This window comes from Mesorhizobium sp. C264A (genome assembly GCF_040324515.1).
Classification (GTDB): Bacteria; Pseudomonadota; Alphaproteobacteria; order Rhizobiales; family Rhizobiaceae; genus Mesorhizobium.
Window position 1 is genome coordinate 1,037,689 of record NZ_JAMYVY010000001.1, and the last position, 23,515, is coordinate 1,061,203.

General features: G+C 62.9%; 24 protein-coding genes. 10 read left to right on the plus strand and 14 right to left on the minus strand.

Annotated features, from left to right (window positions below):
- The first annotated feature begins 7 nt into the window (after positions 1-7).
- The 7 genes from NKL04_RS05025 (at position 8) to NKL04_RS05055 (ending at position 8,362) form a co-directional block, all read left to right on the plus strand.
- Entirely contained in the window at positions 8-1,234 is a 1,227-nt protein-coding gene (locus NKL04_RS05025; protein ID WP_023700337.1) for a glycosyltransferase 87 family protein, read from the plus strand.
- The gene (locus tag NKL04_RS05030) at positions 1,231-1,986 is read left to right on the plus strand and encodes an FkbM family methyltransferase (RefSeq protein ID WP_023688101.1); all 756 of its coding nucleotides are present in this window, start codon (positions 1,231-1,233) and stop codon (positions 1,984-1,986) included. The genes NKL04_RS05025 and NKL04_RS05030 overlap by 4 nt, the downstream gene beginning before the upstream one ends.
- A gap of 154 nt (positions 1,987-2,140) precedes the next feature.
- The gene (locus tag NKL04_RS05035) at positions 2,141-4,702 is read left to right on the plus strand and encodes a GcvT family protein (protein WP_023700336.1); all 2,562 of its coding nucleotides are present in this window, start codon (positions 2,141-2,143) and stop codon (positions 4,700-4,702) included.
- Between the two features lie 91 nt (positions 4,703-4,793).
- Complete coding sequence (locus tag NKL04_RS05040; protein ID WP_023700335.1) at positions 4,794-5,639, plus strand: DUF1194 domain-containing protein; 846 nt, start codon at positions 4,794-4,796, stop codon at positions 5,637-5,639.
- Between the two features lie 99 nt (positions 5,640-5,738).
- Positions 5,739-6,689, plus strand: coding sequence for an ABC transporter substrate-binding protein (locus NKL04_RS05045; protein ID WP_023700334.1), 951 nt, complete (start codon positions 5,739-5,741; stop codon positions 6,687-6,689).
- A gap of 105 nt (positions 6,690-6,794) precedes the next feature.
- Positions 6,795-7,568 carry an ABC transporter permease gene (locus tag NKL04_RS05050; protein WP_023700333.1) on the plus strand — a complete coding sequence of 258 codons (774 nt, stop codon included), beginning with the start codon at positions 6,795-6,797 and terminating at the stop codon, positions 7,566-7,568.
- Positions 7,565-8,362, plus strand: a complete 798-nt coding sequence (locus NKL04_RS05055; RefSeq protein WP_023700332.1) for an ABC transporter ATP-binding protein — start codon at positions 7,565-7,567, stop codon at positions 8,360-8,362. Before NKL04_RS05050 ends, NKL04_RS05055 begins: the two co-directional genes overlap by 4 nt.
- Before the next feature lie 13 nt (positions 8,363-8,375).
- Here NKL04_RS05055 and NKL04_RS05060 read toward each other — a convergent pair whose 3' ends face one another.
- The 3 genes from NKL04_RS05060 to NKL04_RS05070 all read right to left on the minus strand — a co-directional run bounded on the left by NKL04_RS05060 (position 8,376) and on the right by NKL04_RS05070 (position 10,346).
- A complete protein-coding gene (locus NKL04_RS05060) occupies positions 8,376-9,314 on the minus strand; it encodes a GlxA family transcriptional regulator (protein ID WP_348524244.1) in 939 nt (312 codons plus the stop codon).
- Between the two features lie 349 nt (positions 9,315-9,663).
- Positions 9,664-9,798 carry a hypothetical protein gene (locus tag NKL04_RS05065; protein WP_023681787.1) on the minus strand — a complete coding sequence of 45 codons (135 nt, stop codon included), beginning with the start codon at positions 9,796-9,798 and terminating at the stop codon, positions 9,664-9,666.
- Between the two features lie 362 nt (positions 9,799-10,160).
- Positions 10,161-10,346, minus strand: coding sequence for a hypothetical protein (locus NKL04_RS05070; protein ID WP_023700331.1), 186 nt, complete (start codon positions 10,344-10,346; stop codon positions 10,161-10,163).
- 202 nt (positions 10,347-10,548) lie between these two features.
- Here NKL04_RS05070 and NKL04_RS05075 point away from each other — a divergent pair, with 202 nt between their 5' ends.
- Positions 10,549-11,448, plus strand: coding sequence for a LysR substrate-binding domain-containing protein (locus tag NKL04_RS05075; protein ID WP_023670389.1), 900 nt, complete (start codon positions 10,549-10,551; stop codon positions 11,446-11,448).
- 123 nt (positions 11,449-11,571) lie between these two features.
- On the opposite strand, the gene NKL04_RS05080 is transcribed toward NKL04_RS05075, so the two are convergent.
- The 10 genes from NKL04_RS05080 to NKL04_RS05125 form a co-directional block, all read right to left on the minus strand.
- Positions 11,572-12,537, minus strand: a complete 966-nt coding sequence (locus NKL04_RS05080) for an alpha/beta hydrolase (protein WP_023700330.1) — start codon at positions 12,535-12,537, stop codon at positions 11,572-11,574.
- A gap of 250 nt (positions 12,538-12,787) precedes the next feature.
- A complete protein-coding gene (locus NKL04_RS05085; RefSeq protein ID WP_196813564.1) occupies positions 12,788-12,955 on the minus strand; it encodes a hypothetical protein in 168 nt (55 codons plus the stop codon).
- 186 nt (positions 12,956-13,141) lie between these two features.
- Positions 13,142-15,271, minus strand: a complete 2,130-nt coding sequence (locus tag NKL04_RS05090) for an ASKHA domain-containing protein (RefSeq protein ID WP_032997224.1) — start codon at positions 15,269-15,271, stop codon at positions 13,142-13,144.
- Positions 15,222-16,196 carry a methyltetrahydrofolate cobalamin methyltransferase gene (locus tag NKL04_RS05095; protein WP_023670394.1) on the minus strand — a complete coding sequence of 325 codons (975 nt, stop codon included), beginning with the start codon at positions 16,194-16,196 and terminating at the stop codon, positions 15,222-15,224. The genes NKL04_RS05090 and NKL04_RS05095 overlap by 50 nt, the downstream gene beginning before the upstream one ends.
- A gap of 80 nt (positions 16,197-16,276) precedes the next feature.
- Positions 16,277-17,368: a methylenetetrahydrofolate reductase gene (locus tag NKL04_RS05100; protein ID WP_023681780.1), complete on the minus strand. Its 1,092-nt coding sequence runs from the start codon at positions 17,366-17,368 to the stop codon at positions 16,277-16,279.
- Complete coding sequence (locus NKL04_RS05105; protein ID WP_023700327.1) at positions 17,365-17,976, minus strand: methylenetetrahydrofolate reductase C-terminal domain-containing protein; 612 nt, start codon at positions 17,974-17,976, stop codon at positions 17,365-17,367. The genes NKL04_RS05100 and NKL04_RS05105 overlap by 4 nt, the downstream gene beginning before the upstream one ends.
- Positions 17,969-18,271, minus strand: a complete 303-nt coding sequence (locus NKL04_RS05110) for a virulence factor (protein ID WP_023670397.1) — start codon at positions 18,269-18,271, stop codon at positions 17,969-17,971. Before NKL04_RS05110 ends, NKL04_RS05105 begins: the two co-directional genes overlap by 8 nt.
- A 188-nt stretch (positions 18,272-18,459) precedes the next feature.
- A complete protein-coding gene (locus tag NKL04_RS05115) occupies positions 18,460-19,242 on the minus strand; it encodes a formyl transferase (RefSeq protein ID WP_023700326.1) in 783 nt (260 codons plus the stop codon).
- 110 nt (positions 19,243-19,352) lie between these two features.
- Positions 19,353-19,928, minus strand: coding sequence for a DUF4893 domain-containing protein (locus NKL04_RS05120; RefSeq protein WP_023700325.1), 576 nt, complete (start codon positions 19,926-19,928; stop codon positions 19,353-19,355).
- A 114-nt stretch (positions 19,929-20,042) separates the two neighbouring features.
- Positions 20,043-20,672, minus strand: coding sequence for a DUF1638 domain-containing protein (locus NKL04_RS05125; protein ID WP_023691015.1), 630 nt, complete (start codon positions 20,670-20,672; stop codon positions 20,043-20,045).
- A gap of 65 nt (positions 20,673-20,737) precedes the next feature.
- Here NKL04_RS05125 and NKL04_RS05130 point away from each other — a divergent pair, with 65 nt between their 5' ends.
- Positions 20,738-20,878, plus strand: a complete 141-nt coding sequence (locus tag NKL04_RS05130; protein ID WP_023688117.1) for an entericidin A/B family lipoprotein — start codon at positions 20,738-20,740, stop codon at positions 20,876-20,878.
- 88 nt (positions 20,879-20,966) lie between these two features.
- On the opposite strand, the gene NKL04_RS05135 is transcribed toward NKL04_RS05130, so the two are convergent.
- The gene (locus tag NKL04_RS05135; RefSeq protein ID WP_023688118.1) at positions 20,967-21,665 is read right to left on the minus strand and encodes a cobalamin B12-binding domain-containing protein; all 699 of its coding nucleotides are present in this window, start codon (positions 21,663-21,665) and stop codon (positions 20,967-20,969) included.
- A 259-nt stretch (positions 21,666-21,924) separates the two neighbouring features.
- Between NKL04_RS05135 and NKL04_RS05140 the strand changes: the two genes are divergently transcribed.
- Positions 21,925-23,499, plus strand: a complete 1,575-nt coding sequence (locus NKL04_RS05140) for a trimethylamine methyltransferase family protein (RefSeq protein WP_023670403.1) — start codon at positions 21,925-21,927, stop codon at positions 23,497-23,499.
- The last annotated feature ends 16 nt before the right edge of the window (positions 23,500-23,515 follow it).

Consider the following 23,515-nt stretch of genomic DNA (forward strand, 5'->3'; position numbering starts at 1 on the left):
TCCGACAATGCTGAGCAAGTCTCCCGCCCCGCAAAACACACTCGACCGGCTGACCGCGGCCGCTCTGGCGTGGGGCGAGGGGACTTATGCGCGATGGGCGGCTCCGGTTGGCGCGATCGCGTTTTCGCTCTATATCCTGCTGACGGCGTTCATGGCCTGGACGATGCCCGATGCCAATTGGGACATGCTGCCTTATCTCGCCGTCGCCGAGGAGGGCGCTTATCCCGATGCGCAGGCATTGCATGACTACGCCTACAGCACGGTCCAGGCCGGCGTGTCGGCCGCCGACTACAAGGCGCTGACCGACGACGGCGGCGGTTTCCGCAGCCACATGGCTGAAAATGCCGCCGACTTCCATTCGCTGCTCGGCATGTACCGGATCAAGTTTCTCTATGCCGAGATGCTGTCGACGATGAGTTCGGTGATGTCGCCGGTCGAGGCGATGCGGGTGCTGCAGGTGGTCTCGGTGCTGCTGTTCGGGATGATCACGCTGCTCTGGTTGCGAACCGAAGGCGCGTTGGCGCTGGCGCCGGTGGCCGGCGCGGTGCTGATCATGGCCGATTTCGGCGACGCGGCACGCGCCTCGACCCCGGATCTGTTGTGCTCGGCCCTGTTCCTCGGCGGCCTACTTGCCTATATGCGCGGCCGCGAGGCAGCGACCGCTGTCCTGCTTTTCCTCGCCTTCATGGCGCGGCCGGACAACATCGTGTTCCTGGCCGTTTTCGCCGTGCTGCTGCTGGTCTTCCGGCAGCGGGCGTGGGGCGCGCTGGCCGGCTTTGCCGCGTCCTTCGTCGCCTATTTCGCGATTTCGCACTGGGCCCAGCATCCCGGCTGGTGGCCGCATCTGTGGTTCTCCAGCATCGAGCAGCACTACAATATGGATGGCTTCGAGCCGCCGTTCTCGGTTGGCGCCTATCTCAAGGCGTTTGCCGCATCCTTCATTCGCGCTATCAGCATCAACAGCTGGGTCGGGGTCTCGGTTCTGGCGCTGGCCGCGTGGTTTGCGCTCGGCCGCGCCGGCTTCCGGCTCGATCGCCGCGCCGGCATCCTGCTTGCAGCACTGGTGCTCGGCGTGCTGGCGAAATTCACCGTCTTTCCGATCCACGACACCCGCATCTACTTCCCGAACCTTCTGCCGCCCTACCTTTTGCTTGTCGGCCCGATCATGGCGCTGTGGGCGTCGGCAAGCCTGAATGGAAGGCGGCCCATCGCCATACCTGGAGGTAAGCCATGAGTTCCATTTCCGGGCTGGCGCGCATCGCCCTTTCGCTCGGCCTGCCCGCCGGCCTGCTCGATCGCGGGCCGGCGTTGCGTGGCACGAAATTCCTGGCCAAGGCGGCGCTGAAGGCGCGGTTTGGCGGTGGGCAAGCCTTCCAGATGGTCAATGTCGGCGCTTGCGACGGCGCGCTGTTCGACGACGTCACGCCGTGGCTGCACCGCATTCCGCGGGCGCGGGCCGTGCTGGTCGAGCCGATCCCGTACAATCAGAAGCGGTTGCGCGCCAACTATCCCGACACGGAACGCTTCGTCATCGAACCGGTCGCGGTGACGAAGACCAAGGGCACGATCACCGTCCACACTTTCGATGCCGCGGCACTCGAGGCCGGCACGCTGCCGATCGAGTTCATCGGCTGCTCGTCGGTCACCGACACCAATCTGATGTCGGGCAAAAATGCCTGGGGCGAGGACGACGCCAATTTCAACAAGTTCGCGCCGCACGTGAGGGATATCGAGGTGCCGTCGGAAACGCTGCAGACGCTGCTCGACCGCAACGGCATCACGCATATCGACGCCTTCCTGGTCGATTGCGAGGGCGCCGACTGGATCGTCTTCGAACAGCTCGATCTCAAGCGCTATCGTCCGGGCATGATCAAGGTCGAGGTCGGCGCGCTGCCGGCGGCCGAAATCGGCGAGGTAGTGGTCAAGCTCAAGACATCAGGCTACCAGGTCGGCTTCCAGGCCGAGGACATCTGGGCCTTCGCCTGAGATAGATCGCCACTGGCGGCACGTCGGCGCGCCGGGTCGCGTCGCATCCGCGACGTGTCGCAAACAGGCGGTAGCTCCATCCACGTCCTCTGCATATTGTGCGCCATTCGAACGGGCGCGGACACGCCCGCTTTATCCCCTTGGAGTCGCGGCAATGGCAGAGTTTCCGAAACAGGCGAAGGTCGTCATCGTCGGCCTGGGTGGCATTGTCGGCGCGTCGATCGCCCATCATCTGATCGAACGCGGCTGGACCGACATTGTCGGCATCGACAAATCGGGCATCCCGACCGACATCGGCTCGACGGCGCATGCCTCGGACTTCTGCTACACCACCAGCCATGATTTCCTGTCGTGCTGGACGACGCTCTACTCGATCGATTTCTACGAAAAGATGGGCCATTATGCCCGCATCGGCGGCCTCGAAGTGGCGCGCGTCGGCGACTACAGCCGCATGGACGAGATCAAGCGCAAGATCGCCTCGGCCAAATCCTTCGGCACCCGCGCCCGGCTGATCGAACCGGCCGAGATCAAGGAAAAATTCCCGCTGATCGAAGAGTCCATGGTGCAGGGTGGCCTTTGGGATCCCGATGCCGGCCTGGTCATCCCGCGCTCGCAGACCGTCGCCGGCAAGCTGGTCGACCAGGCGGAAGCGTCCGGCAAGTTGAAGTCGTTCGCCAACACGCCGGCCAAATCCCTCATTGTCGAGGAAGGCCGCATCAAGGGCGTCGTCACCGACCGCGGCACGATCATGGCCGACTATGTCATCGTCTGCGCCGGCATCTGGGGCCGGCTGATCGCCGAAATGGTCGGCGAAGACCTGCCGGTCATGCCGATCGACCATCCGCTGACTTTCTTCGGGCCTTACAACGAGTTCGCCGGCACCGGCAAGGAGATCGGCTGGCCGCTGCTGCGCGACCAAGGCAATTCGGCCTATATGCGCGACACCGGCGATCCCAAGACTGCCGAGGGCGGCCAGATCGAATGGGGTTACTACGAAGAGACCAATCCGCGTCTTTGCCATCCGCGCGATTTGCTGGAAAAGGATCAGGCGCGGCTGTCGCCGTCGCAGCGCGATCTCGACATGGAGCAGATCCTGGCGCCGCTTGAGCGCGCCATGGAACTGACGCCGATCCTGGGCGAACTCGGCTACAATGAAAGCCATTCCTTCAACGGCCTGTTGCAGGTGACCGCCGATGGCGGCCCGTCCATGGGCGAGAGCCAGAAGGTGAGGGGCCTCTGGTACGCCGTCGCCATCTGGGTCAAGGACGGCCCCGGCATGGGCAAGCTGATCGCCGACTGGATGACGGACGGCCGCACGGAAATCGACCATCACGCCATCGACTATGCGCGCTTCTATCCGCACCAGACGAAAGAGCAGTTCATCTGGGATCGCTGCACCGAGACGGCGATGAAGGTCTACAATCCAGCGGTGCATCCGCGCGAGCCGTTCTCCAAAGGCCGCAACATCCGCCGCTCGCCGTTCTGGGAGCGCGAGAAGGAGCTTGGCGGCTACTTCATGGAGCTGGGCGGCTGGGAGCGCGCGCATGGCTATGCCGCCAACGAGCATCTGCTGGAGAAGTATGGCAACCGGGTTCCCATACGTGAGAACGAATGGGACAATCGCCATTTCTGGCGGGTGTCCAATGCCGAGCACCTGGCGATGAGCGAGGATTGCGGCATCGTCAACCTCTCGCATTTCTCGATGTACGACATCGAAGGGCCGGACCATGTCGCGCTGCTGGAGTGGCTGTGCGCGGCCAAGATTGGTGGCGACAACAATATCGGCAAGGGTATCTACACCCACTTTCTCGACGAGGAAGGCATGGTGCGCGCCGACTTCACCGTCATCCGCATGGCCGACCGCTGCCGGCTGATCGACGGCGCCGACGCCGGCCCGCGCGACTTCCGCTACATGCAGCGCACCGCGCAGGATAAAGGCTTTGACGTCACCATCACCGACGTGACGGAAAAATATGTCACCATCGGCATCTGGGGACCGAATGCGCGGGCGACACTGCGGAAAGTGGTCGAAAATCCGGATGGTCTCTCGCTGGAGAACTTCCCCTTCGCGGCGATCAAGCCGGTCAGGATCGGCGGCAAGGACGTCACCGCCTTCCGCATCTCCTATGTCGGCGAGCAGGGCTGGGAACTGCACATGCGCTACGAGGACGGCCTGGCCGTTTGGGACGCGCTGCGCTCGACCGGCGTCATGCCGTTCGGCGTCGAGACCTATGCCAACACGCGGCGCATGGAAAAGAGCCTGCGCCTGCAGAACGCCGACCTTCTGACCGAGTATAATCTGCTTGAGGCCGACCTTGCCCGACCGAAGGTCAAGGAGAACGATTTCTGCGGCAAGGCCAAACATGTCGAATACCGCGCCCGCGAGCACCAGCCGGCGATCCTGTGCACACTGGTGATGACGGAAAACGTCGATTCGAAGGGTGTTGCCCGCTATCCCGTCGGCACCATGCCGGTGATGGATCCGAAGACCGGCGAGACGCTGGTCGACGAACTCGGCCGCCGCTCCTTCACCACGTCGATGGCCTATGGCCCGACCATCGGCAAGAACATCGGCCTCGCCTATCTGCCCTGGGCCCATGCCCAGGAGGGCCGCAAGTTCGCCATCGAATATTTCGGCGAGACCTACCCGGTCGAGGTGGCTGCCGTCGGCTACAAGCCGCTCTACGATCCGGAGAATTTGAAACCGCGGAGTTGAGCGTCATAGGTTCCAACCAACACATCGAAAAGCCCGGCACCTCGCCGGGCTTTTCGCTTTGTCAGCAGCCGATTTTCGCTTACCTTCGGGTATGTCTGCTTTTTCTTGCGCACGACATTTCCTTTCAGGCAGCGTCGCACTGGCGCTGGGGCTCTGGCTGGTGCCGCCGGTTCAAGCCGCCGAGCCGGTCGACGTCGAGCTGGTGCTGGCGGTCGATGTGTCGCTGTCGATGTCGCCGGGCGAACTCGAAATCCAGCGTCACGGCTATGCGGCGGCGCTGACGCACGACAATGTGCTGCAGGCTGTCGCCGATGGCGCCTACGGCAAGGTCGCCGTCACCTATGTCGAATGGGCGGGTGCGACCACGCAGCAGGTCGTCGTGCCGTGGACGGTGATCGCCAGCCGGGCCGATGCCGAGCGGGTGGCCGCGCAGCTTTCCGCCCATCCGCCGGCCAGCGCCCGGCGCACCTCGATTTCCGGCGCGCTGGAATTCGGCAGCGATCTGTTCGCCGAAAGCGGTTTTCAGGGGACAAAGCGCGTCATCGATATTTCCGGCGACGGGCCCAACAACCAGGGCGCGCCCGTCGACATCACCCGCGACGCGGTGGTCAAGCAAGGCATCATCATCAACGGCCTGCCGCTGATGACGCGCGGCGGGTTCGGCGGCGCCTATGACGTCAACAATCTCGACCGCTACTACAGCGACTGCGTCATCGGCGGTCCCGGATCCTTCATGATCCCGGTCAATGACTGGACGCAGTTTCCCGAAGCCATCCGCCGCAAGCTGGTGCTGGAGCTGGCCGGCGCCGCTTCGCCGCAACGGGCGCGCGAGGAGGCCGGGCATCCGCCGGTGGTGCTGGCGCAGGACCGGCCGACCGACTGCCAGGTCGGCGAAAAGATGTGGCGCGACCGCAGCTGGATGTTCGATGCGCGTTAGCGTTCGAATCATCACGCTGCCGTGAAGGGCCGGTTTCATTGACAAGCCCATGGGCGTCTGTGACACAATTCGGCATCCGAAAAAACAAGGGGAACCGACATGAACAAGACCATCGTCGCTGCCGCGGTATTGGCGCTTGCGGCTGCAATATCCGTGCCGGCCGAGGCTGCCACATCGGTCACCATCGGCATCAGCGGATGGACCGGCTTTGCGCCGCTGACGCTCGCCAAGCAGGCCGGCATCTTCGAGAAGCATGGCCTCGACGTGACCCTGAAGAAAGTGCCGCAGGCCAGCCGGCCGCTCGCCATCGCCAGCGGCGATCTGCAATGCGCCGCCACCACGGTCGAGACCTGGCTGGTGTGGAACGCCTCAGGGGTGACCACCAAGCAGATCTTCCAGCTCGACAAATCCTATGGCGCCGACGGCATTGTCGTGCGCAACGACATCAAGACCGTCGCCGACCTCAAGGGCAAGAATGTCGCGTCCTCGGCGCCGGGCACGTCGCCCTATTTCATGCTGGCCTGGGTGCTGAACAAGAACGGCCTGTCGACCAAGGATGTGACCGTCGTCAACCTGGAACCGGATGCGGCGGCGCAAGCCTTCCTCGCCGGCCAGAACGATGCGGCGGTCACCTATGAGCCGTTCATCTCGGCGGTGCGCGACAAGTCCGATCAGGGCCACATATTGGCGACCACGCTCGACTACCCGATGGTGCTCGACACGGTCGGCTGCACGCCTGAATTCCTCACCGCCAATCCCGACGCCGCCAAGGCGCTGGCCGACAGCTATTTCGAAGCGCTCGAGCTGATCAAGAGCGATCCGCAGAGATCCTACGAGATCATGGGCGCCGACGTGAAGCAGTCTGCGAAAGAATTCGAGGATTCGGCGAAATACCTGAAATGGGCCGACAAGGCGGAGAACAAGCAGTTCTTCACCAAGGAATTCCAGGACTTTTCCAAGACCGCCGGCGAGCTTCTGCTGCAGATGGGGTTGATCAAGGAAGCGCCAGATGTTGCAGCGCTTGCCGATACCAGCGCGGTGGCGAACTGATAGTCCTGCCTTTGACCATCATGCGGCGGTGCCAGCGCGCCGCCGCTTTCTACCGGGCAACGCGACTGAGCATGGGGACGATCTGACGATGCGGACGATCTGAAGATGCGCCCCTTGCATCCGGTGTCGCCGGGCATTCGAACCGTGCTTGGCATTTCCTTCTTCGTGCTGTTCGTCGCCTTCTGGGCGTGGATCACGCTTGGCGGCCACGTCAACCGCATCTTCCTCGCCGATCCGCTGTCAATGCTGCGGGATGGCTGGCGGCTGCTGGTCGAGGATCGCTTCTGGCTCGACATATTGATCACCATCTGGCGGGTCTTCGGCGGGTTCCTGCTGGCGTCGATCGTCGCCGTGCCGATCGGCATCGCCATGGGCGCCTGGAAGCCAATAGAGGCGTTTCTGGAACCGTTCGTCTCCTTCGCCCGCTACCTCCCGGCTTCGGCCTTCATTCCGCTGCTCATCCTGTGGGCCGGCATTGGCGAGCTGGAAAAGCTGCTGGTCATCTTCGTCGGCTCGGTGTTCCAGATCATCCTGATCGTCGCGGTCAAGGTCGGCTCGACGCGGCGCGACCTGGTCGAGGCGGCCTATACGCTGGGCTCGACCAACAATGGCATCATCAAACGGGTCATCATGCCGGCCAATGCGCCCGAGATTGCCGAGACGCTGCGGCTGGTGCTCGGCTGGGCCTGGACCTATGTTATCGTCGCCGAGCTGATCGGTTCGTCCTCAGGCATCGGCTACATGATCATCAACAGCCAGTCGCGGCTGGCGACAGGGCAGATCATATTCGGCATCATCGTCATCGGGCTGATCGGACTGTTGTCCGACTTCGCCTTCAAGGCGTTCAATCGCTGGCTCTTTCCCTGGAGCCTGGCATGAGCAAGTTGCTTATCGAAGGCGTCTCGCGAACCTTCGCCGGCGTGCGCGGCGGGCAGCCGGTCAAGGCGCTGATGCCGGTCGACCTTGCGGTCGCGGCCAACGACTTCATCACCATTCTGGGGCCGTCCGGCTGCGGGAAGTCGACGCTGCTCAGGATCGTTGCCGGCCTGGAAGCGCCGAGCGAAGGCCGTGTGCTGCTTGACGGCAAGGCGGTGACGCGGCCGGGACCGGATCGCGGCATGGTGTTCCAGTCCTACACGCTGTTTCCCTGGTTGACGGTGGCGCAGAATATCGCCTTCGGCCTGCGCGAACGCGGCATGGCGGACAAGGAGCGCGATGGGATCGTCGCCTCCTATGTCGATCTCGTCGGGCTCAAAGGGTTCGAGAACCATTGGCCAAAGCAGCTGTCCGGCGGCATGCAGCAGCGCACAGCGATCGCCCGGGCGCTGGCCAACGACCCCGAGATCCTGTTGCTCGACGAGCCGTTCGGCGCGCTCGACAACCAGACCCGCGGACTGATGCAGGAGCTGCTGCTCGGCATCTGGGAACGGCGCAAGAAGACAGTGCTGTTCGTCACCCACGACATCGAGGAGGCGATTTTCATGGCCTCGCGGGTGATCGTGATGAGCGCGCGGCCAGGCCGCATCAAGTCGGATGTCGCCATCGACCTGCCGCATCCACGCCACTACACGCTGAAGACCAGCCCGGAGTTCTCAGGCCTGAAGGCGCGGCTGACCGAGGATATCCGCGTCGAGGCTATGCGGACAGTAGAGGCGCAGCCCGCCGAAGCCTGAGTGCGTTTTCGGATCAGGCCGCCAGCAATTGCTTGCGGTCGACGCGCTCCTGCTGCGGCGAGCGGGCATAGAGCTCGCGGTAGCATTTGGAGAAATGCGACGCCGAGACGAAGCCGCAGGCGACCGCTACCTCGACCACCGGCATCGATGACTGGATCAGCAGATGCCGGGCACGGTCGAGGCGAATCTCGAGATAGTAGCGGGCAGGGGAGCGGCCCATCTCGGTGCGGAACAGGCGCTCGATCTGGCGGCGCGACAGGTCGACATGGTCGGCGATCTCGATCAGCGACAGCGGTTCGGAGAGGTTGCCCTCCATCAGCTCGATGATGGTCAGCACCTTGGAATTCTGCACGCCAAGGCGGGCGCGCAGCGGCAGGCGCTGGCGGTCGGTCGGGCTGCGCACGCGGTCGGTCAACACCTGCTCGCAGACGCGGTTGACCAGATTGTCGTCGAAATCGTCGCCGATCAGCTTCAGCATCATGTCGAGGGCGGCGGTGCCGCCGGCGCAGGTGTAGATGTTCTGGTCGATCTCGAAGAGGTCGGCAAACACATTGGCCTTCGGAAAAGCCTCGGAAAAGCCCGGCAGGTTTTCCCAATGGATGGCGCAGCGCTTGTTGGAGAGCAGGCCCGCGGCGGCAAGGATATGCGCGCCGGTGCACAGGCCACCGACGGCGACGCCTCTGTTATATTCCTCGCGCAGCCAGGCGAAGGCAGACCTGTTCTGGTAGCGCTCGACATTCATGCCGCTGCAGACGATGGCCATGTTCGGCCGATCCGGCCCGGCCATCTTCTTGCGCTCTTCCTCGAGCGAGGTGTTGACGGCGCATTCGACGCCATTGGAGGCGCGCACCGGCTTGCCGTCGATGCTGGCGAGGCGCCAGCGATAGGCCTCATAGCCAAGCATGCGGTTGGCCGAGCGCAGCGGGTCGAGCGCCGTCGCAAAGGCGATCATGGTGAAGTCCGGGACAAGGAAGAATACAAACGATCGCTTGATCGGATGCTTTACGGCGTTCAAGGGAACCTCACGCAGCCATGGCGCGAACAGGATGTCGCGAACAGCACAGCGACATCAGGAAAAACCATTCCTGTCAATTGGCTAGGGGGCTAAGCGGAAACTATATTTGCGACATGGGTCGCAAATGGGCAATCGTCCGGGATGACAGGGACGGGCTGCCGACGGATTGGGCATGGTGGTGGCGGCATAGGTGCCAAAAACGAGAAACGCCGCTTCGGTCAAACCGAAGCGGCGCTGTTATCGACTATCGGCAGCGGCAGGGAAGCGCTGAGCGCTAGCCGTTATCTCAGGCAACGAAACCGAGGCGCACCGCATTCATGGCGCCGGTCTGGCCGGGCATGGTGTTGGCAAGGCGCTGGCGCTCGAGAGCGGTCGTCAGGTTCATTTCGCGGCGGGCAAAGAGGCGGGCAAAAAGCTTCATCATCATCTCCTATCGGTTGCTCAGACGGGTCGCCTTCGCTTGATGGAGTGGGGCAGCTCGTTTGCTGGCGTTGATATAGGCCTGCGTGAGCAGAAACTAAATCGCAAATGCGAAGCGCTTGAATGGAAATGCGACATCGGTTGCGACATTATTGGGCATGGTGCCCAAAATTTGCGATTACTTACAGCGTGTTACCGGCGACATTGAGGCGCCATGCAAGTGACGCATATGCGCCATGCAGCGGCGACACGGCTCTGAAAATCATTTGAATGCAAATAAGTTGGAGAAGCCTGCGGGGCAAATAGAGAAGGCCTGCCGGGCTGGTCTGCGCGGCAGGCCTTCAGCACATGGTACACAATGGTTTACTTTGCTCCAGCCCAGGATCCGACGCCGTGGCGTGCACCGGTCTTGGTGTCGGCAGCTTCAGGCCAGCCGATATCCTTCTGCAGTTCGATCGGCAGCGAGCGGATCGCACGTTCGGTCTGGAAGCGGGCGCGGGCCGCGCTGAACTCGGTCGCAAGCCGACCGATGGATGACAGGATAGACATTTCATTCTCCTTTGGTTGTGGCACGTCCCGCATGAACGCGTTCCGTCGCCTGGATATTCCGCATCGAGTGCAATTCCGTGTCAGGAGCGTTGGAGCCATGGCACGTCCTGCCTTCGATGGAGTTGACTATCATCCCAATCTGATGTTCAATCAAACGAAATGGAATGATGCTTCACATCAGAAAAATTGAAGGTCGATCCCGATGAACGCCCCACTCAATCATCCGCTGCCGCTGCTCGATCTCGACGTTTTGCGCACCTTCGTGGCCATTGCCGAGACCGGCAGTTTCACCACGGCGGCCAATGCGGTGTTCCGCACGCCGTCGGCGGTCTCCATGCAGATCAAGAAGCTCGAGGACATTCTCGGGCGCTCAGTCTTCGCGCGCGATGCGCGCTCGGTGACGCTGACCACCGATGGCGAGATGCTGCTCGGTTATGCCCGCCGGCTGCTGTCGATCAACCGCGAGGTGGTGTCGAAGTTCATCATCCCCGAGATCGTCGGCGTGGTGCGGTTGGGATCGCCGGACGATTATGGCGAGCGCGTGTTGCCGCATGTGCTGAAGCGTTTCGCGCAGTCGCATCCGTCGATCGCCGTCGACGTCACCATCGACCAGAGCAGCAATCTGCGCCGTCGCATGGACGACCGGGCGCTCGACATCACGCTGCTCACCAATTCCTACAAGACCAGCGCGCTCGGCGCCGAGGTGCTGCTCACCGAGCCGATCGTCTGGGCCGGCGCCAAGGGCGGCAGCGCGCATCTGCGCGAGCCTTTGCCGGTGTCGCTGTGGGAAGAGGGCTGCGCCTGGCGGGCCGGCGCGCTCGATGCGCTGAGCCGTGAAGGCCGCAATTACCGCATCGCCTATATGAGCGCCCACACGGCCGGCCAGCGCGCCGCCATCATGTCGGATCTCGCGGTTGCGCCGTTGCCGAAGTCGTTCCTGGGCAACGACATGGTCGAGCTTTGCCCGAAGGACGGCATGCCCGATATCGGCACCTACAATCTGGCGATGGTGGTGTCGCCCGACGCCAGTGCGCCGGTCAAGGCCGTCGCCGACCATATCCGCGCGACGTTCGAGCTGTTTCGCGAAACCGGCAAGTTCTAGAGCGGTTCACCGTTTCACGGAAACGGCGAGCCGCTCAAACTCCTGTTTTGACGCAATTCCCAAGGGAAAGCGCTACACGCTTTCCCGGGAAAACCGTTTTACACTTTTCCTGGAATTGCTCTGCTATTCCGCTGCTTGGGCGGGGCGCGCCGCGAGAGCGGGTCGCGCTCTGCGCCGCGCACTTGCGTGCCGCTTGGTGGGCTCACCTTCAAGGAAGGCGACGATGCTGTCCCTGGCGCGACGCGCCTCCGGCATCTCGATCAGCGGCCAGACGTGGAACATGCCTTCCCCGTAGACGACCTCGACGTTGACGCCGGCAGCGCGTGCCTTTTTGGCGAAGATCAGATTGTCGGGGCTGAGCAGGTCGTGCGAGCCGGTCAGAAGCAGGGTCTGCGGCAGCACCGAGAGGTCGCCATAGAGCGGACTGATATGCCAGTCCCTGCGATCGATGCCGGCACTGTACATGCGGATCGCTTCCAGCCCGCCGGAAATGCCGAGCCACGGATCTTTGCGTTCCGCCTCGAACACTTCGGGGTTGGACAGCGACATGTCGAGGCCGGGTGAAATCAGCACGTGGCGCGACGGCAAGGGCAGGCCTTCCTCAGCCGCCATCATGGTCAGCACGACGGCCATGTTGCCGCCCGCGGAATCGCCCATGAAGACGATGTCTTCAGCGTCGGTCTCATCCAGCATCTGCCGGTAGACGTCGCCGACCATGCCGAACATGGCGTGGAAATCATGCTCCGGCGCGATGGGATAGATCGGCACGGTGATGCCGAAACCCAAGCGCTCGGCCATCTCGGCGATCAACCCCCAATGATAGGATGTGATCTGGAAGACATAGGCGCCGCCATGCATGTAGAGGATGCGCCTGCGTTCGCCCGCCTTCGGCGCGATCTCGTAGACGGGAAAGCCATCGACGCTGCGCTCGGTGATATCGAGCCGCTCCCGCAGCAATGCCGGGGGATGATGATCCTCGGTCTTGCGGGCATAGGCGATCCAGCGCTGCAGGTTTTCCGGGCTGGCAAATGCCTTCTTGCGGCTGTGCCGGAGGATGAAGGAAACGAGGTGGCTTTTGAAACTGGGCATTCGAATACACAAGCTCGGCAGCAGCCGACTAAGAGAATTCCCCACTATCTCGAAGATCGTACCTCCAGCCGAAATGTCAAGATTCTGGCCCAAGCCAACACGGTTGTTTGATCAGCCACGTCCGCGGCTCTGGGCAGCGCGGCTCAGCGCCGGGGCAGCAGCGCGGCGCGCAGCTTGATGTCGGTCGCAGCCGGGACCATGCGGCGGCCCCGGCGCTTAGTCAGCAATTTGCACTTGTCGGCGAAGGTCATCAGCGGCCCGAGCCCAGGATCAGGCGCGACAGGTTGGTCTGGGCGTCGATGCGCGGCGACACGGGCCAGCCGATGTCCTTCTGGATTTCGGGTGGCAGGTTGTTCATGGCGCGCACGGCCTGTGCATTCTTCATGGCCGCACGAAAACGGCCGAGGGTCTCGAACATCTCTATTCTCCTTTGGAGGATTGTGGCGGCGGAATAGTCCGGTCCGCCATTCGATGTCCGTTAAATGCTTCACGTCTGTATCGGACGTATTGCGCCAAAACAGCGGCTCGGTTTCCAGATCGGTGCGATCTGGAAACATTTGCATACAAATGAAATTGGTCGAATTGGCGGCCTTCGTAAGGCGGCTTATTCCCGGCTGCGCCTGGCGGCATGGCCTTCGCGCGAACGCCGGCGCGGGGCGGCGTCGCCGGCGACGCCATCCTCGCTGACGGTCTTGCGTGGCGGCAATTTCACCGCCGCCGACAGTTTCGGGAATGGATCGACCTTGTTGGGAAGCGCCATGGCGTAGACGAAATGCTCCTGGAATTTCGGCTCCAGTGCGGTCTCGATCTTCTCGATGTGGCTGACCGTGTCCTCGATCTCGCGGCGATAGCCGCGGTTGAGCAGCGCCATCCGCGCGCCGGCACCGGCGGCGTTGCCGACGGCCGAGACCTTGTCGAGGTCGCAGTCCGGGATCAGCCCAAGCACCATGGCGTATTTCGGATCGATGAACGAGCCGAAGGCGCCGGCGAAATGGATGCGGTCGACGTGTTCGGTGTTCTGCTTTTCCATCAGAAGCTTGGTGCCGGCATAGAGCGCCGCCTTGGCAAGCTGGATGGCGCGCACGTCGGTCTGCGTGATGGTGATCTTGGGTTCGCCTTCCTTCAAGACATAAGAGAAGGTGCGGCCGTTGACCGTGATGCGCGGCGACCGCTCGGCCAGCGACCCGTCGATGACGCCATCCTCGGAGATGATGCCGGCGAGGTACATTTCGGCCACGATCTCGATGATGCCGGAGCCGCAAATGCCGGTGACGCCGGTCGCCTGCACGCTATCCAGGAAGCCGGGGTCGTCGGACCAGAGTTCAGAGCCGATGACGCGGTATTTCGGCTCCAGCGTATCGGGGTCGATGCGCACGCGCTCGATTGCACCGGGGGCAGCGCGCTGGCCGCCGGAGATTTCCGCGCCCTCGAAGGCGGGACCGGTGGGCGAGGAGGCTGCGACCACCCGCTTGCGGTTGCCAAGCACGATCTCGGCATTGGTGCCGACGTCGACGATCAGCATCATCTCGTCCTGGCGATGCGGGCCTTCCGACAGCGTCACGGCTGCGGCGTCGGCGCCGACATGGCCGGCAATGCAAGGCAGCATATAGAGGCGGGCGCCCTGGTTGAGCTTCAGGCCGATATCGGAGGCCTTGATGCGCACCGCGCCCGAGACGGCGAGTGCGAAGGGCGCGCCGCCGAGTTCGGTCGGATCGATGCCGAGGAACAGATGGTGCATGATCGGATTGCCGACAAAGACGGAATCCAGGATGTCGTTGCGCTGGACATTGCCTTCCGCGCAGACCTTGTCGACCAGGCCCGAGATCGCCTCGCGCACGGCGACCGTCATGCCTTCGCGGCCGTCCGGGTTCATCATCACATAGGAGACGCGGCTCATCAGATCCTCGCCGAAGCGGATCTGCGGGTTGGAGGTGCCCGACGAAGCGGCGACGCGGCCCGACAGCAACGACACCAGATGCATGGCGATGGTGGTCGAGCCGATGTCGCAGGCCAGTCCATAGGCCTCGTTCTTGAGGCCGGGCCAGAGTGCTATGACGCGGGCGATGTCGCTTTCGGCATCCTTGTGGATGGCCGCGGTCGCGGTCCAGTTACCCTTGCGCAGTATGCCTTGCATCTGCGGCATCAGGTAGAAGTCGAATTCGAGGTTTTTAAAGCCCCAATCCTTCATCAAGGCGATCTTGAGGCGGTCGAGATCGCCCAGCGGCTTGTGCATGTCGGGCTCTTCGATCTCGACATAGCACATGCGGATCGCCGCATCGCGGGCGATGACGCGCGTGTCGGCATCCTTGCGGATGGTCTGGGCGTTGATGACCGTGTCCTGCGGCACGTCGATGACGAGGTCGCCGAGAATCTGCGCCGAGCAGGACAGGCGGCGCCGCTCGGGCAGGCCGCGGACGCGCTCATAGCGCTCTTCCTTGGCGCCCTTGGGCGAGATGTGGTCGTTGGACGAGACGATCTTGTGCTTGGCGAAATTGCCTTCCTGCACTTCGATCTGGCAGCGACCGCAGGTGGCGCGGCCACCGCAGACGCTCTCGACATAGACGCCGAGCTGACGTGCGGCATCGAGCACCGGTGTGCCGACGGGAAACCGCCCGCGTTTGCCTGACGGCATGAACAGCACGAGCGGATCGGTAATGTTTGCAGGCGAGTTCACGATTGCGCGCTTATCCCCTGGCCATGCGGGCTTCACGGCCGCCGCGACGGCGACCGCCATTGCCGCCGCCTTCGCCCGGAGCGTTAACGGCGGTGGGCGCTGCGACCGCCTGGCCGCCTTCGGCCGGTTTGTAATCCTTGTAGGTGCGGATCCAGTTGGTGCAGTTCTCGTCGGTGCCGTTGAGCACATTGGCGCCGCGCACGGCTTCCATTTCCTGCGGGCGCACCGGGTTCATGATAGCGCTCGTCATACCGGCGCCGATCACCATCGGGATGAAGGCAGCGTTGATGCCGTGGCGGTGCGGCAGGCCGAACGAAATGTTGGACAGGCCGCAAGTGGTGTTGACCTTGAGCTCTTCGCGCAGACGGCGCAGCAACGCGAAGACCTGGCGGCCGGCATCGCCGAGCGCGCCGATCGGCATCACCAGCGGGTCGACGACGACGTCATGCGCCGGAATGCCGAAATCGGCGCAGCGCTGCACGATCTTCTTGGCGACGGCGAAGCGCACATCCGGATCCATCGAAATGCCGGTCTCGTCGTTGGAGATCGCGACGACCGGAACGTTGTACTTCTTGACCAGCGGCAGGATGGCTTCGAGCTTTTCCTCTTCGCCGGTCACGGAGTTGACCAGCGGGCGGCCCTTGGCGACCTTGAGCGCTGCCTCGATGGCGGCGGTGACCGACGAGTCGATCGACAGCGGCAGGTCGACCAGGCCCTGGACGATCTCCAGCGTCTGCACCAGCAGGCCGGGTTCGGTTTCGTTCGGATTAACGGAGGTGACGCCGGCATTGACGTCGAGCATGGTGGCGCCGCAGGCGGCCTGTTCCAGCGCATCCTTGATGACGGTCTCGAAATTGCCGGCGATCATCTCGGCGGCCAGCTTCTTGCGGCCGGTCGGGTTGATGCGCTCGCCGATGACGCAGAAAGGCTGGTCGAAGCCGATGATGATCTCTCGTGTCGCCGAGGCGACGATGGTCCGGGTCATGAAGTCTCTCCGCCTGATATAAAGATTTCTTTATATCGTTGTCTGGTTTCATTCAAGCGAATGGCTGGCCGTCCGCGCTGTCAGTGCGCGGTCTTCACCATATCCACCTGCGTTTCGGTAATGTCGTCGTGCAGTATGCTCTCGAGCCGGTCGGCGACCATCTGATCGTCGTGGCGGATCTCGCGTTTCCATGGCTGGCGGCCTTTCAGCACGCCCGATTCATCGACGATCTCGGCGACATATTCCTCCTGGCGGTAGGCCATCACATGGATGCCGGAGACACCAGGAATTTCCTTCACCTCGTTGATGATGTCGGTGCAGAGCTGCTTGCCTTCCTTCTTCTGGTCCTGCGCACCTTCCAGCCGCTTGATGATGGCATCGGGAATATGGATGCCGGGCACGTTGGAGCGGATCCATTTGGCCGTCTTGGCCGAAGCCAGCGGGCCGACGCCGCACAGGATGAAAACTTTTTCCGTATGCCCCAAGTCCCGCGCCCTCTGCATGAAGGTTCTGAACATCGGCACGTCGAAGCAGTATTGCGTCTGCACGAACTGCGCGCCGGCGGCGATCTTTTTGCCGAGATGGATCGGGCGGAAATCGAAGGGTGGCGCGAAGGGGTTGACGGCGGCGCCGAGGAAAATTTGCGGCGGCGTCGTCAACTTGCGGCCGGACAGGAACTTGCCGTTGTCGCGCATGATGCGGCAGGTTTCCAGCAACGACATGGAATCGAGGTCGAAGACAGGCTTGGCGCCGGGCTGGTCGCCGGCCTGGACGCCGTCGCCGGTGAGGCACAGCATGTTGGCGACCCCCATGGCGGCACCGCCCAGCACGTCGCCCTGGATGGCGATGCGGTTCCTGTCGCGGCAGGCGATCTGCATGATCGGCGCGTAGCCCATGCGGGTGAGCAGCGCGCAAATGCCGACCGAAGACATGTGGCAGTTGGCGCCGGAGGCATCGACGGCATTGATGGCGTCGACCCAGCCGTCGAAGATTTTCGCGCGGTTATAGACGTCTTCGGGATCGGCGCTGTCGGGCGGGTTGAGCTCGGTGGTGACGGCGAATTCGCCGCGCCTCAGCACACGCTCCAGCCGGCCACGCGAGGAGTGGCCGGGCAGCGGATCGAGCGGCAGATGGATGCCGGCCGGGTTTTCGTCGCGCTGGCGGCCGATCACGCGGCCGCTCCAGTGTTGGCTTTGGCCGCTGCTTCACGGGCCGCTGCCGACTGGGCCGTCACCCGCAGCCAGGCCGAGGTTTCGCGCAGCGACTGGTCTACGGGCTTCTGAACGGTCAGGATCTTGTCGCCATGCTCCATGTTCCGCGAACCTTCCCAGGCCTTGACCCAGACGCAAGGCATGTCGGGCTCGACCTCGCAATTGCCGTTGGCGCGCACGCCGCCACACGGGCCGTTGCGCAGCTGCTTGGGGCAGTTCATCGGGCACGACATGCCGGTCGAGGACAATATGCACTGACCGCACATGCGGCAGTCGAACATGAAGCCTTTTACGCGTTTTTCAACGAACTTGATCGGCGCTTCGACGCGGCCGTAGCCAAGGCCTTTCCACAGCGGATGGAGCAGCAGGAACATGTCTGCGAATCTGGAGTAGAACCATTCGAGCAATCGCGAATGGCGGATCGACCACAGCCTGATCGCAAACGAGCGCTGCACGCGCCGCTGCGGCGATACGTCGGCCGGCTTGTAGTCGGATTTCGGCGCTGCCTTCTTGACCTGCGTGGCCTGGGTCACCGCCGGGCCCCCTTTGCCGGGAGTCGTTTCAGACATTTTCTTTCCCGCCCGCCTTGACCAGAGCGACCAGCCGCTCGCGGTCGTATTTCGCGTCGATGTCGCTGAATGCCTTCTCGACCTCGGCTTCGAGGTCGTCGCCGACCGGGATCGGATCGGCCTTGCGCCATTCGGCGAGGTAATCGTCGGTGCCGCCGGCGCCGGTGCGCATGGCGCACATATCGATCGCCTCGGTGAAGCGCAGCGGCAGTTCGCGCTTGGCGTTCTGCCGGCCCTTCTTGACGATGACCTGGGCGGGGATGTCGCGCCAATAGACGACGATCAGATCGGCCATGAATTCTCTCACTCCCTGTAGAGCGCCGTGCGTCCATGAGGGAAACGACGCTCCACCACTTTGTCCAGCAGGTGCGAGCATTGCCGGATGCGCAGTGGGGCTGCTTGTTATGGGACGACGCGCGCGCATTCAAAAGCGACGCTATTGGACGTCGCAAAAAGAAAGGCGAGATTCCGAGGGAAGGCTGGCTACCAAACCCGCTTGGTCAGGCCGGTCCAGAGATAGAACCAGATCGTCGGATGGTACCATTGTTTCGACGGCAGGCCGGGGTCGATCGTGACAAGCTTGCCGTCCAAGGCACCGCGGACCGCCTCGACGCAGATGTCACGCGAGAACGCCGCCTGGCGCAACGCATAGCTCGAAATAGTGTCGCCGGGCTCCGGCTTGCCGCGCGCCTGTTTCAACACGCCGCCGGTATCGACGCCGGCGTCGACCAGATGCACGGTGGTGCCGAAATTCTGGAGATCGCCGGAGGCCAGCGCCCAGTAGCCGCCATTCATGCCGCGGTATTTGGGCGCGATGCCGGCGTGGTAGTTGAGCACCGGGCAGGGCATTTGCGCCAGCGTCTGCCGGGACAAGAGCCGGCAGCCCGCGAGCAGCACCACGCCCGGGCGGATGTCGGCGATCGCCTGCAGGCAATCGGCTGCGTTGGCGGAGGAGACGTGGATGATCTTTTGTCCCGGCTTCGGCTCGGTCTCAAGCTTCTGATCGGCGATGAGCCGCTCTGCGTGGCCAGCGAAGAAGCGCTTGCCGAGCCTCGTCAACACCATCGTGCCGAGTTGACCGATGGCCGAAAACAAGCCCTGGCGGCGCGCCCGGCCGAGCAGCAATTGTTTTTTGGATTCAGGGCTTTCGAGGATGACGCTGACAGGACCGAACTGGTCGGCGATGGCGTTGACGATTGCCCAGATGTGCGGTCCGCCTTCGGTGACGATGACGATCGCAGCACTTTTTTCAACCGCTGATGCCATGGCACGCTTTCTTGCCGGCGCGCAACCATTTGCCGTGCGCTGCCCGGCTCAATTCTGTGCCGGGCGAGGTTAAATCTTGATGACCGCCCGGCCAGCGAGAGACCAACGGATCAGCGCTTGAACTCGATGATGTCGAGTTTCGATTCGTAGTAGGGCGCCGGGAATTCGATGCGCCATTCATTGGCGCTGGTGCGGAAGGCATAGCCGACCTGGTCGCTTTCCGGGCCGCTGCCATAGGGTTTTGGCTTGTTGTCATTGACATAGCCGGAGCCGAGATAGATCGCGCGTTTTTCGCCATCGTCGAAGAAACGGCCCTTGGTGCGTTGCGAGCCGCTGACCTTTTCCAGCTGCCAGCCGGAGCCATCGTCCGTGACCTTGCACTTGAACCAGCCATAGATGACCAGCGGGCCGGTCAGGCCCACCTTGATGGTTCGGCATTGCCAGTTGCCGCTCAGGTCCTTGTCGGAAAAGGCCACTATCGGCTTTGCCAGCAGCGCGTCGAGTTGGCTGACCTCAGCCGGGTCTCCCGCTTTTGCCTCGGCCAGCGCCGCCTTGCGGGTCTCGCCATATTTGTCGAGGCGAACCTTGTCGGCAGGCGTGATGATCTTCTGCACCTCGCCGTCGGCGCGAGCGGGCAAGACGAGGCAGAGGAGGCCAAGGGCGGCAAGCAGGACGCGAGGGGTCATCGGGACGTTCCGTGTTCGGATGGCTGAATCAGCCTGTTTGCTTTTGGCTCACAACTTAACCATTCGCGGCGGCCTGTCATCTGTTCTCGACAGCGTCCCGGCTCAAGAACCGCTTCAGGCGTGGGCGGCGGCCTGCGCCAGTCCGGCCGTCAGGTCGCCATAGCCCGTCGAGCGGCGCTCATAGGCGAGGCCAAGCATCTTCGCGGCCTTCTCGGCGACCTTGTCGAGTTCCGGATCGTCGGTCTGGGCGATGTAGATCAGCTTCTGGTAGTTGCCGAAATAGTCCTTGATCAGCTCCGGGTGCTTGTCGAGGCCGAGCGGCTTCATGAAGAAGGCGTCGAACTGGCGGCACAGGAAATCGGTCATGTAGAACGACATCATGTCGTCGTCGGCGACCTTCGCATAGGCGTCCATGCCCTGGTAGAAGGCAAAGCAGTGCGGCCCGGCCATGCGCTCGACGCCGTGCTTCTCCAGGACCCGGTCGAGCATGCCGCCGGTACCGCAATCGGCATAGCCGACGAAGATGTTGCTATAGCCTTCCGCCTTGGCCTTTTCGATCGCCTTGTCCATCGCCGGTGCGATGCGGTCGGGGTAGAAATGGAACTCCGCCGGCAGGCAGGTCAGGTCGAGATGGTCGAGCTTGAGCTGCTCCTTGACGGCCAAAACTTCGCGCGCAATCATTCCGCAGGCGATGACTAGCAGCCTGTCGTCCTGATTCGGTTTCGTTTTTTGCATTCTGGCCATGGAACCCGGTCGAAGCGGCCTTCGTTGCTGTGGGGCGAATCTATCGAGAGAGGGATAAACCGTCCATGAAACTGTTACGCGTTGCGCCGATTGCAATCCTTGCCTGCATCCTGGCGCTTACGGCCTGTGCCAACACCGTCCGTGGTGTCGGCCGGGATATCAAATCGACTGCGAAAGCCGTCGACGACACCGTCACCAAACCCTGACGCAGCCATCCGTTCCAATAGCTGGAACAAAAAAGCCGCGCTGCAAGGCGCGGCTTTCGATTGTGGCCCAGACGCCTTGCGTAACAGATCAGGCTGAAGCGCGCACGTTATGCTTGCGCTTCATGAAGTCCTTGGCGGTCTCGACCGCCACAGCCGCGTCGCGGCAATAGGCATCGGCGCCGACGGCCTTGCCGAATTCCTCGTTTAGCGGCGCGCCGCCGACCAGGACGACATAGTCGTCGCGGATGCCCTTTTCCTTCATCGTGTCGATGACGACCTTCATGTAAGGCATGGTCGTGGTCAAAAGCGCCGACATGCCGATAATGTCGGGCTGGTGCTGCTCGATGGCGTCGAGGTATTTTTCCACCGCATTGTTGATGCCGAGATCGATGACGTCGAAGCCGGCACCTTCCATCATCATGCCGACGAGGTTCTTGCCGATGTCGTGGATGTCGCCCTTGACGGTGCCGATCACCATCTTGCCCTGCTTCGGCGCGCCGGTGGCGGCCAGCAGCGGGCGCAGGATGAACATGCCGGCTTTCATCGCGTTGGCCGACAGCAGCACCTCGGGAACGAACAGGATGCCGTCGCGAAAGTCCTCGCCGACGATGCGCATGCCTTCGACCAGAGCTTCGGTCAGCACCTTGTAGGGCACCCAGCCGCGCTCGAGCAGGATGTTGGTGCCTTCCTCGATCTCTTCCTTCAGTCCGTCATAGAGATCGTCGTGCATCTGCTGCACCAACTCGTCGTCGGAAAGCTCGGAGAGGATGATCTCGTCGTCGGCCATTTTTCTCGGGCTCCTTGCCGCGCGGATGCGATCACGGCGGCTTAAAATAATCGCGTCAATACCTAACCCGGCGGGGGCAGGTATCCATAGCTGATTTGCGACTTCCCGCAAAAGGAAAGCGACCGCAAATCTATTGGAATTCTTGTCGATTTTGCGACAGGCGTTGGCGCTGGCGGGCCGTTTCGAATAGGGTGCATGGCTACGATCCGGGCGAGAAGCCGCCTACGCGGCCGCAAACGGTTTTTAGGGAAAAACGATCATGAGTGAAAACGCGTCAGTCGACCAGGAAGCGTCCAATGCGCGACGTGGACGTGCTGCCAGCGGCGGCGCGGCTGCAAGGCGGGCGGCGCGCTCGGGCGGCGGACCGGGCACCCAGCTCACCTATATCAAGCGCAAGATCAACATCTATGAGGTCCTCAACGAGGAAGGCCTGGCGATTATCGAAAACAACACCGATACGGTGCTGGAAGAGATCGGCATCATCTTTCGCGACGACGCCGAGGCGCTGCAGCTTTGGAAAGAGGCGGGCGCCGACGTCAAGGGCGAGCGCGTGCATTTTCCCAAGGGCCTCTGCCGCTCGCTGCTGAAGACCGCGCCGCCCATCTACACCCAGCATGCGCGCAACGCCGAACGTTCGGTGCAGATCGGCGGCAACGCCACGGTCTTCGCGCCGGTCTATGGTCCGCCCTTCGTGCGCGATCTCGACGGTGTCAGGCGCTACGCGACGATCGAGGATTTCCGGAATTTCGTGAAGCTCGCCTATATGGCGCCGTCGATTCACCATTCGGGCGGCACGGTTTGCGAGCCGGTCGACGTGCCGGTCAACAAACGCCATCTCGACATGATCTACAGCCACATCAAATATTCTGACAAACCGTTCATGGGTTCGGTGACGGCGCCAGAGCGGGCCGAAGACACCGTCGCCATGGCCAAGATCGTGTTCGGCGACGATTTCGTCGAAAACAACACCGTGCTGACCAGCCTGATCAACGCCAATTCGCCGATGGTGTTCGACGAAACCATGCTGGGCGCGCTGAAGGTTTATTCGCGTCACAACCAGGCTTGCATCGTCACGCCGTTCATCCTTGCCGGCGCGATGAGCCCGGTCACGGTGGCCGGCACGCTGACGCAGGTTCTGGCAGAGGTGCTGGCCGGCGCCTCTTTCACGCAGTTGATCCGTCCCGGCGCGCCGGTGCTGTTCGGCACCTTCGCCTCGTCGATCTCCATGCAGTCTGGTGCGCCGACCTTCGGCACACCGGAGCCGTCGCTGGTTTCCTACGGCGCCGCACAGCTTGCCCGCCGGCTCGGTCTGCCGTTCCGCACCGGCGGCTCGCTCTGCGCCTCCAAGGTTCCGGATGCGCAGGCCGCCTACGAGAGCGCCAACACGCTCAACTCGACCATTCTTGCCGGCACCAATTTCGTCCTGCATTCGGCCGGCTGGCTCGAAGGCGGACTGGCGTCCTGCTACGAAAAATTCATGATGGACATCGATCAGCTCGGCATGACGCAAAAGTTTTCCGAAGGCGTCGACCTCTCGGAAAACGGCCAGGCGATGGACGCCATCCGCCAGGTCGGCCCGGGCAGCCACTATCTCGGCTGCGACCACACCCAGGCCAATTTCCAGACCGCCTTCTACCGCTCCAGCATCGCCGACAACAATTCCTACGAGCAGTGGCTGGCCGAGGGCGAGAAGACAGCGCCGCAGCGCGCCAACGAACTCGCCCGCCGCTGGCTGGAGACCTATGAGGCGCCGTATCTCGATCCGGGCATCGACGACGGGCTGAAGGACTACATCGCGACGAAGAAGGCGTCGATGGCTGACGCCTTCACCTGAAAGGAGCCCGAGTCAG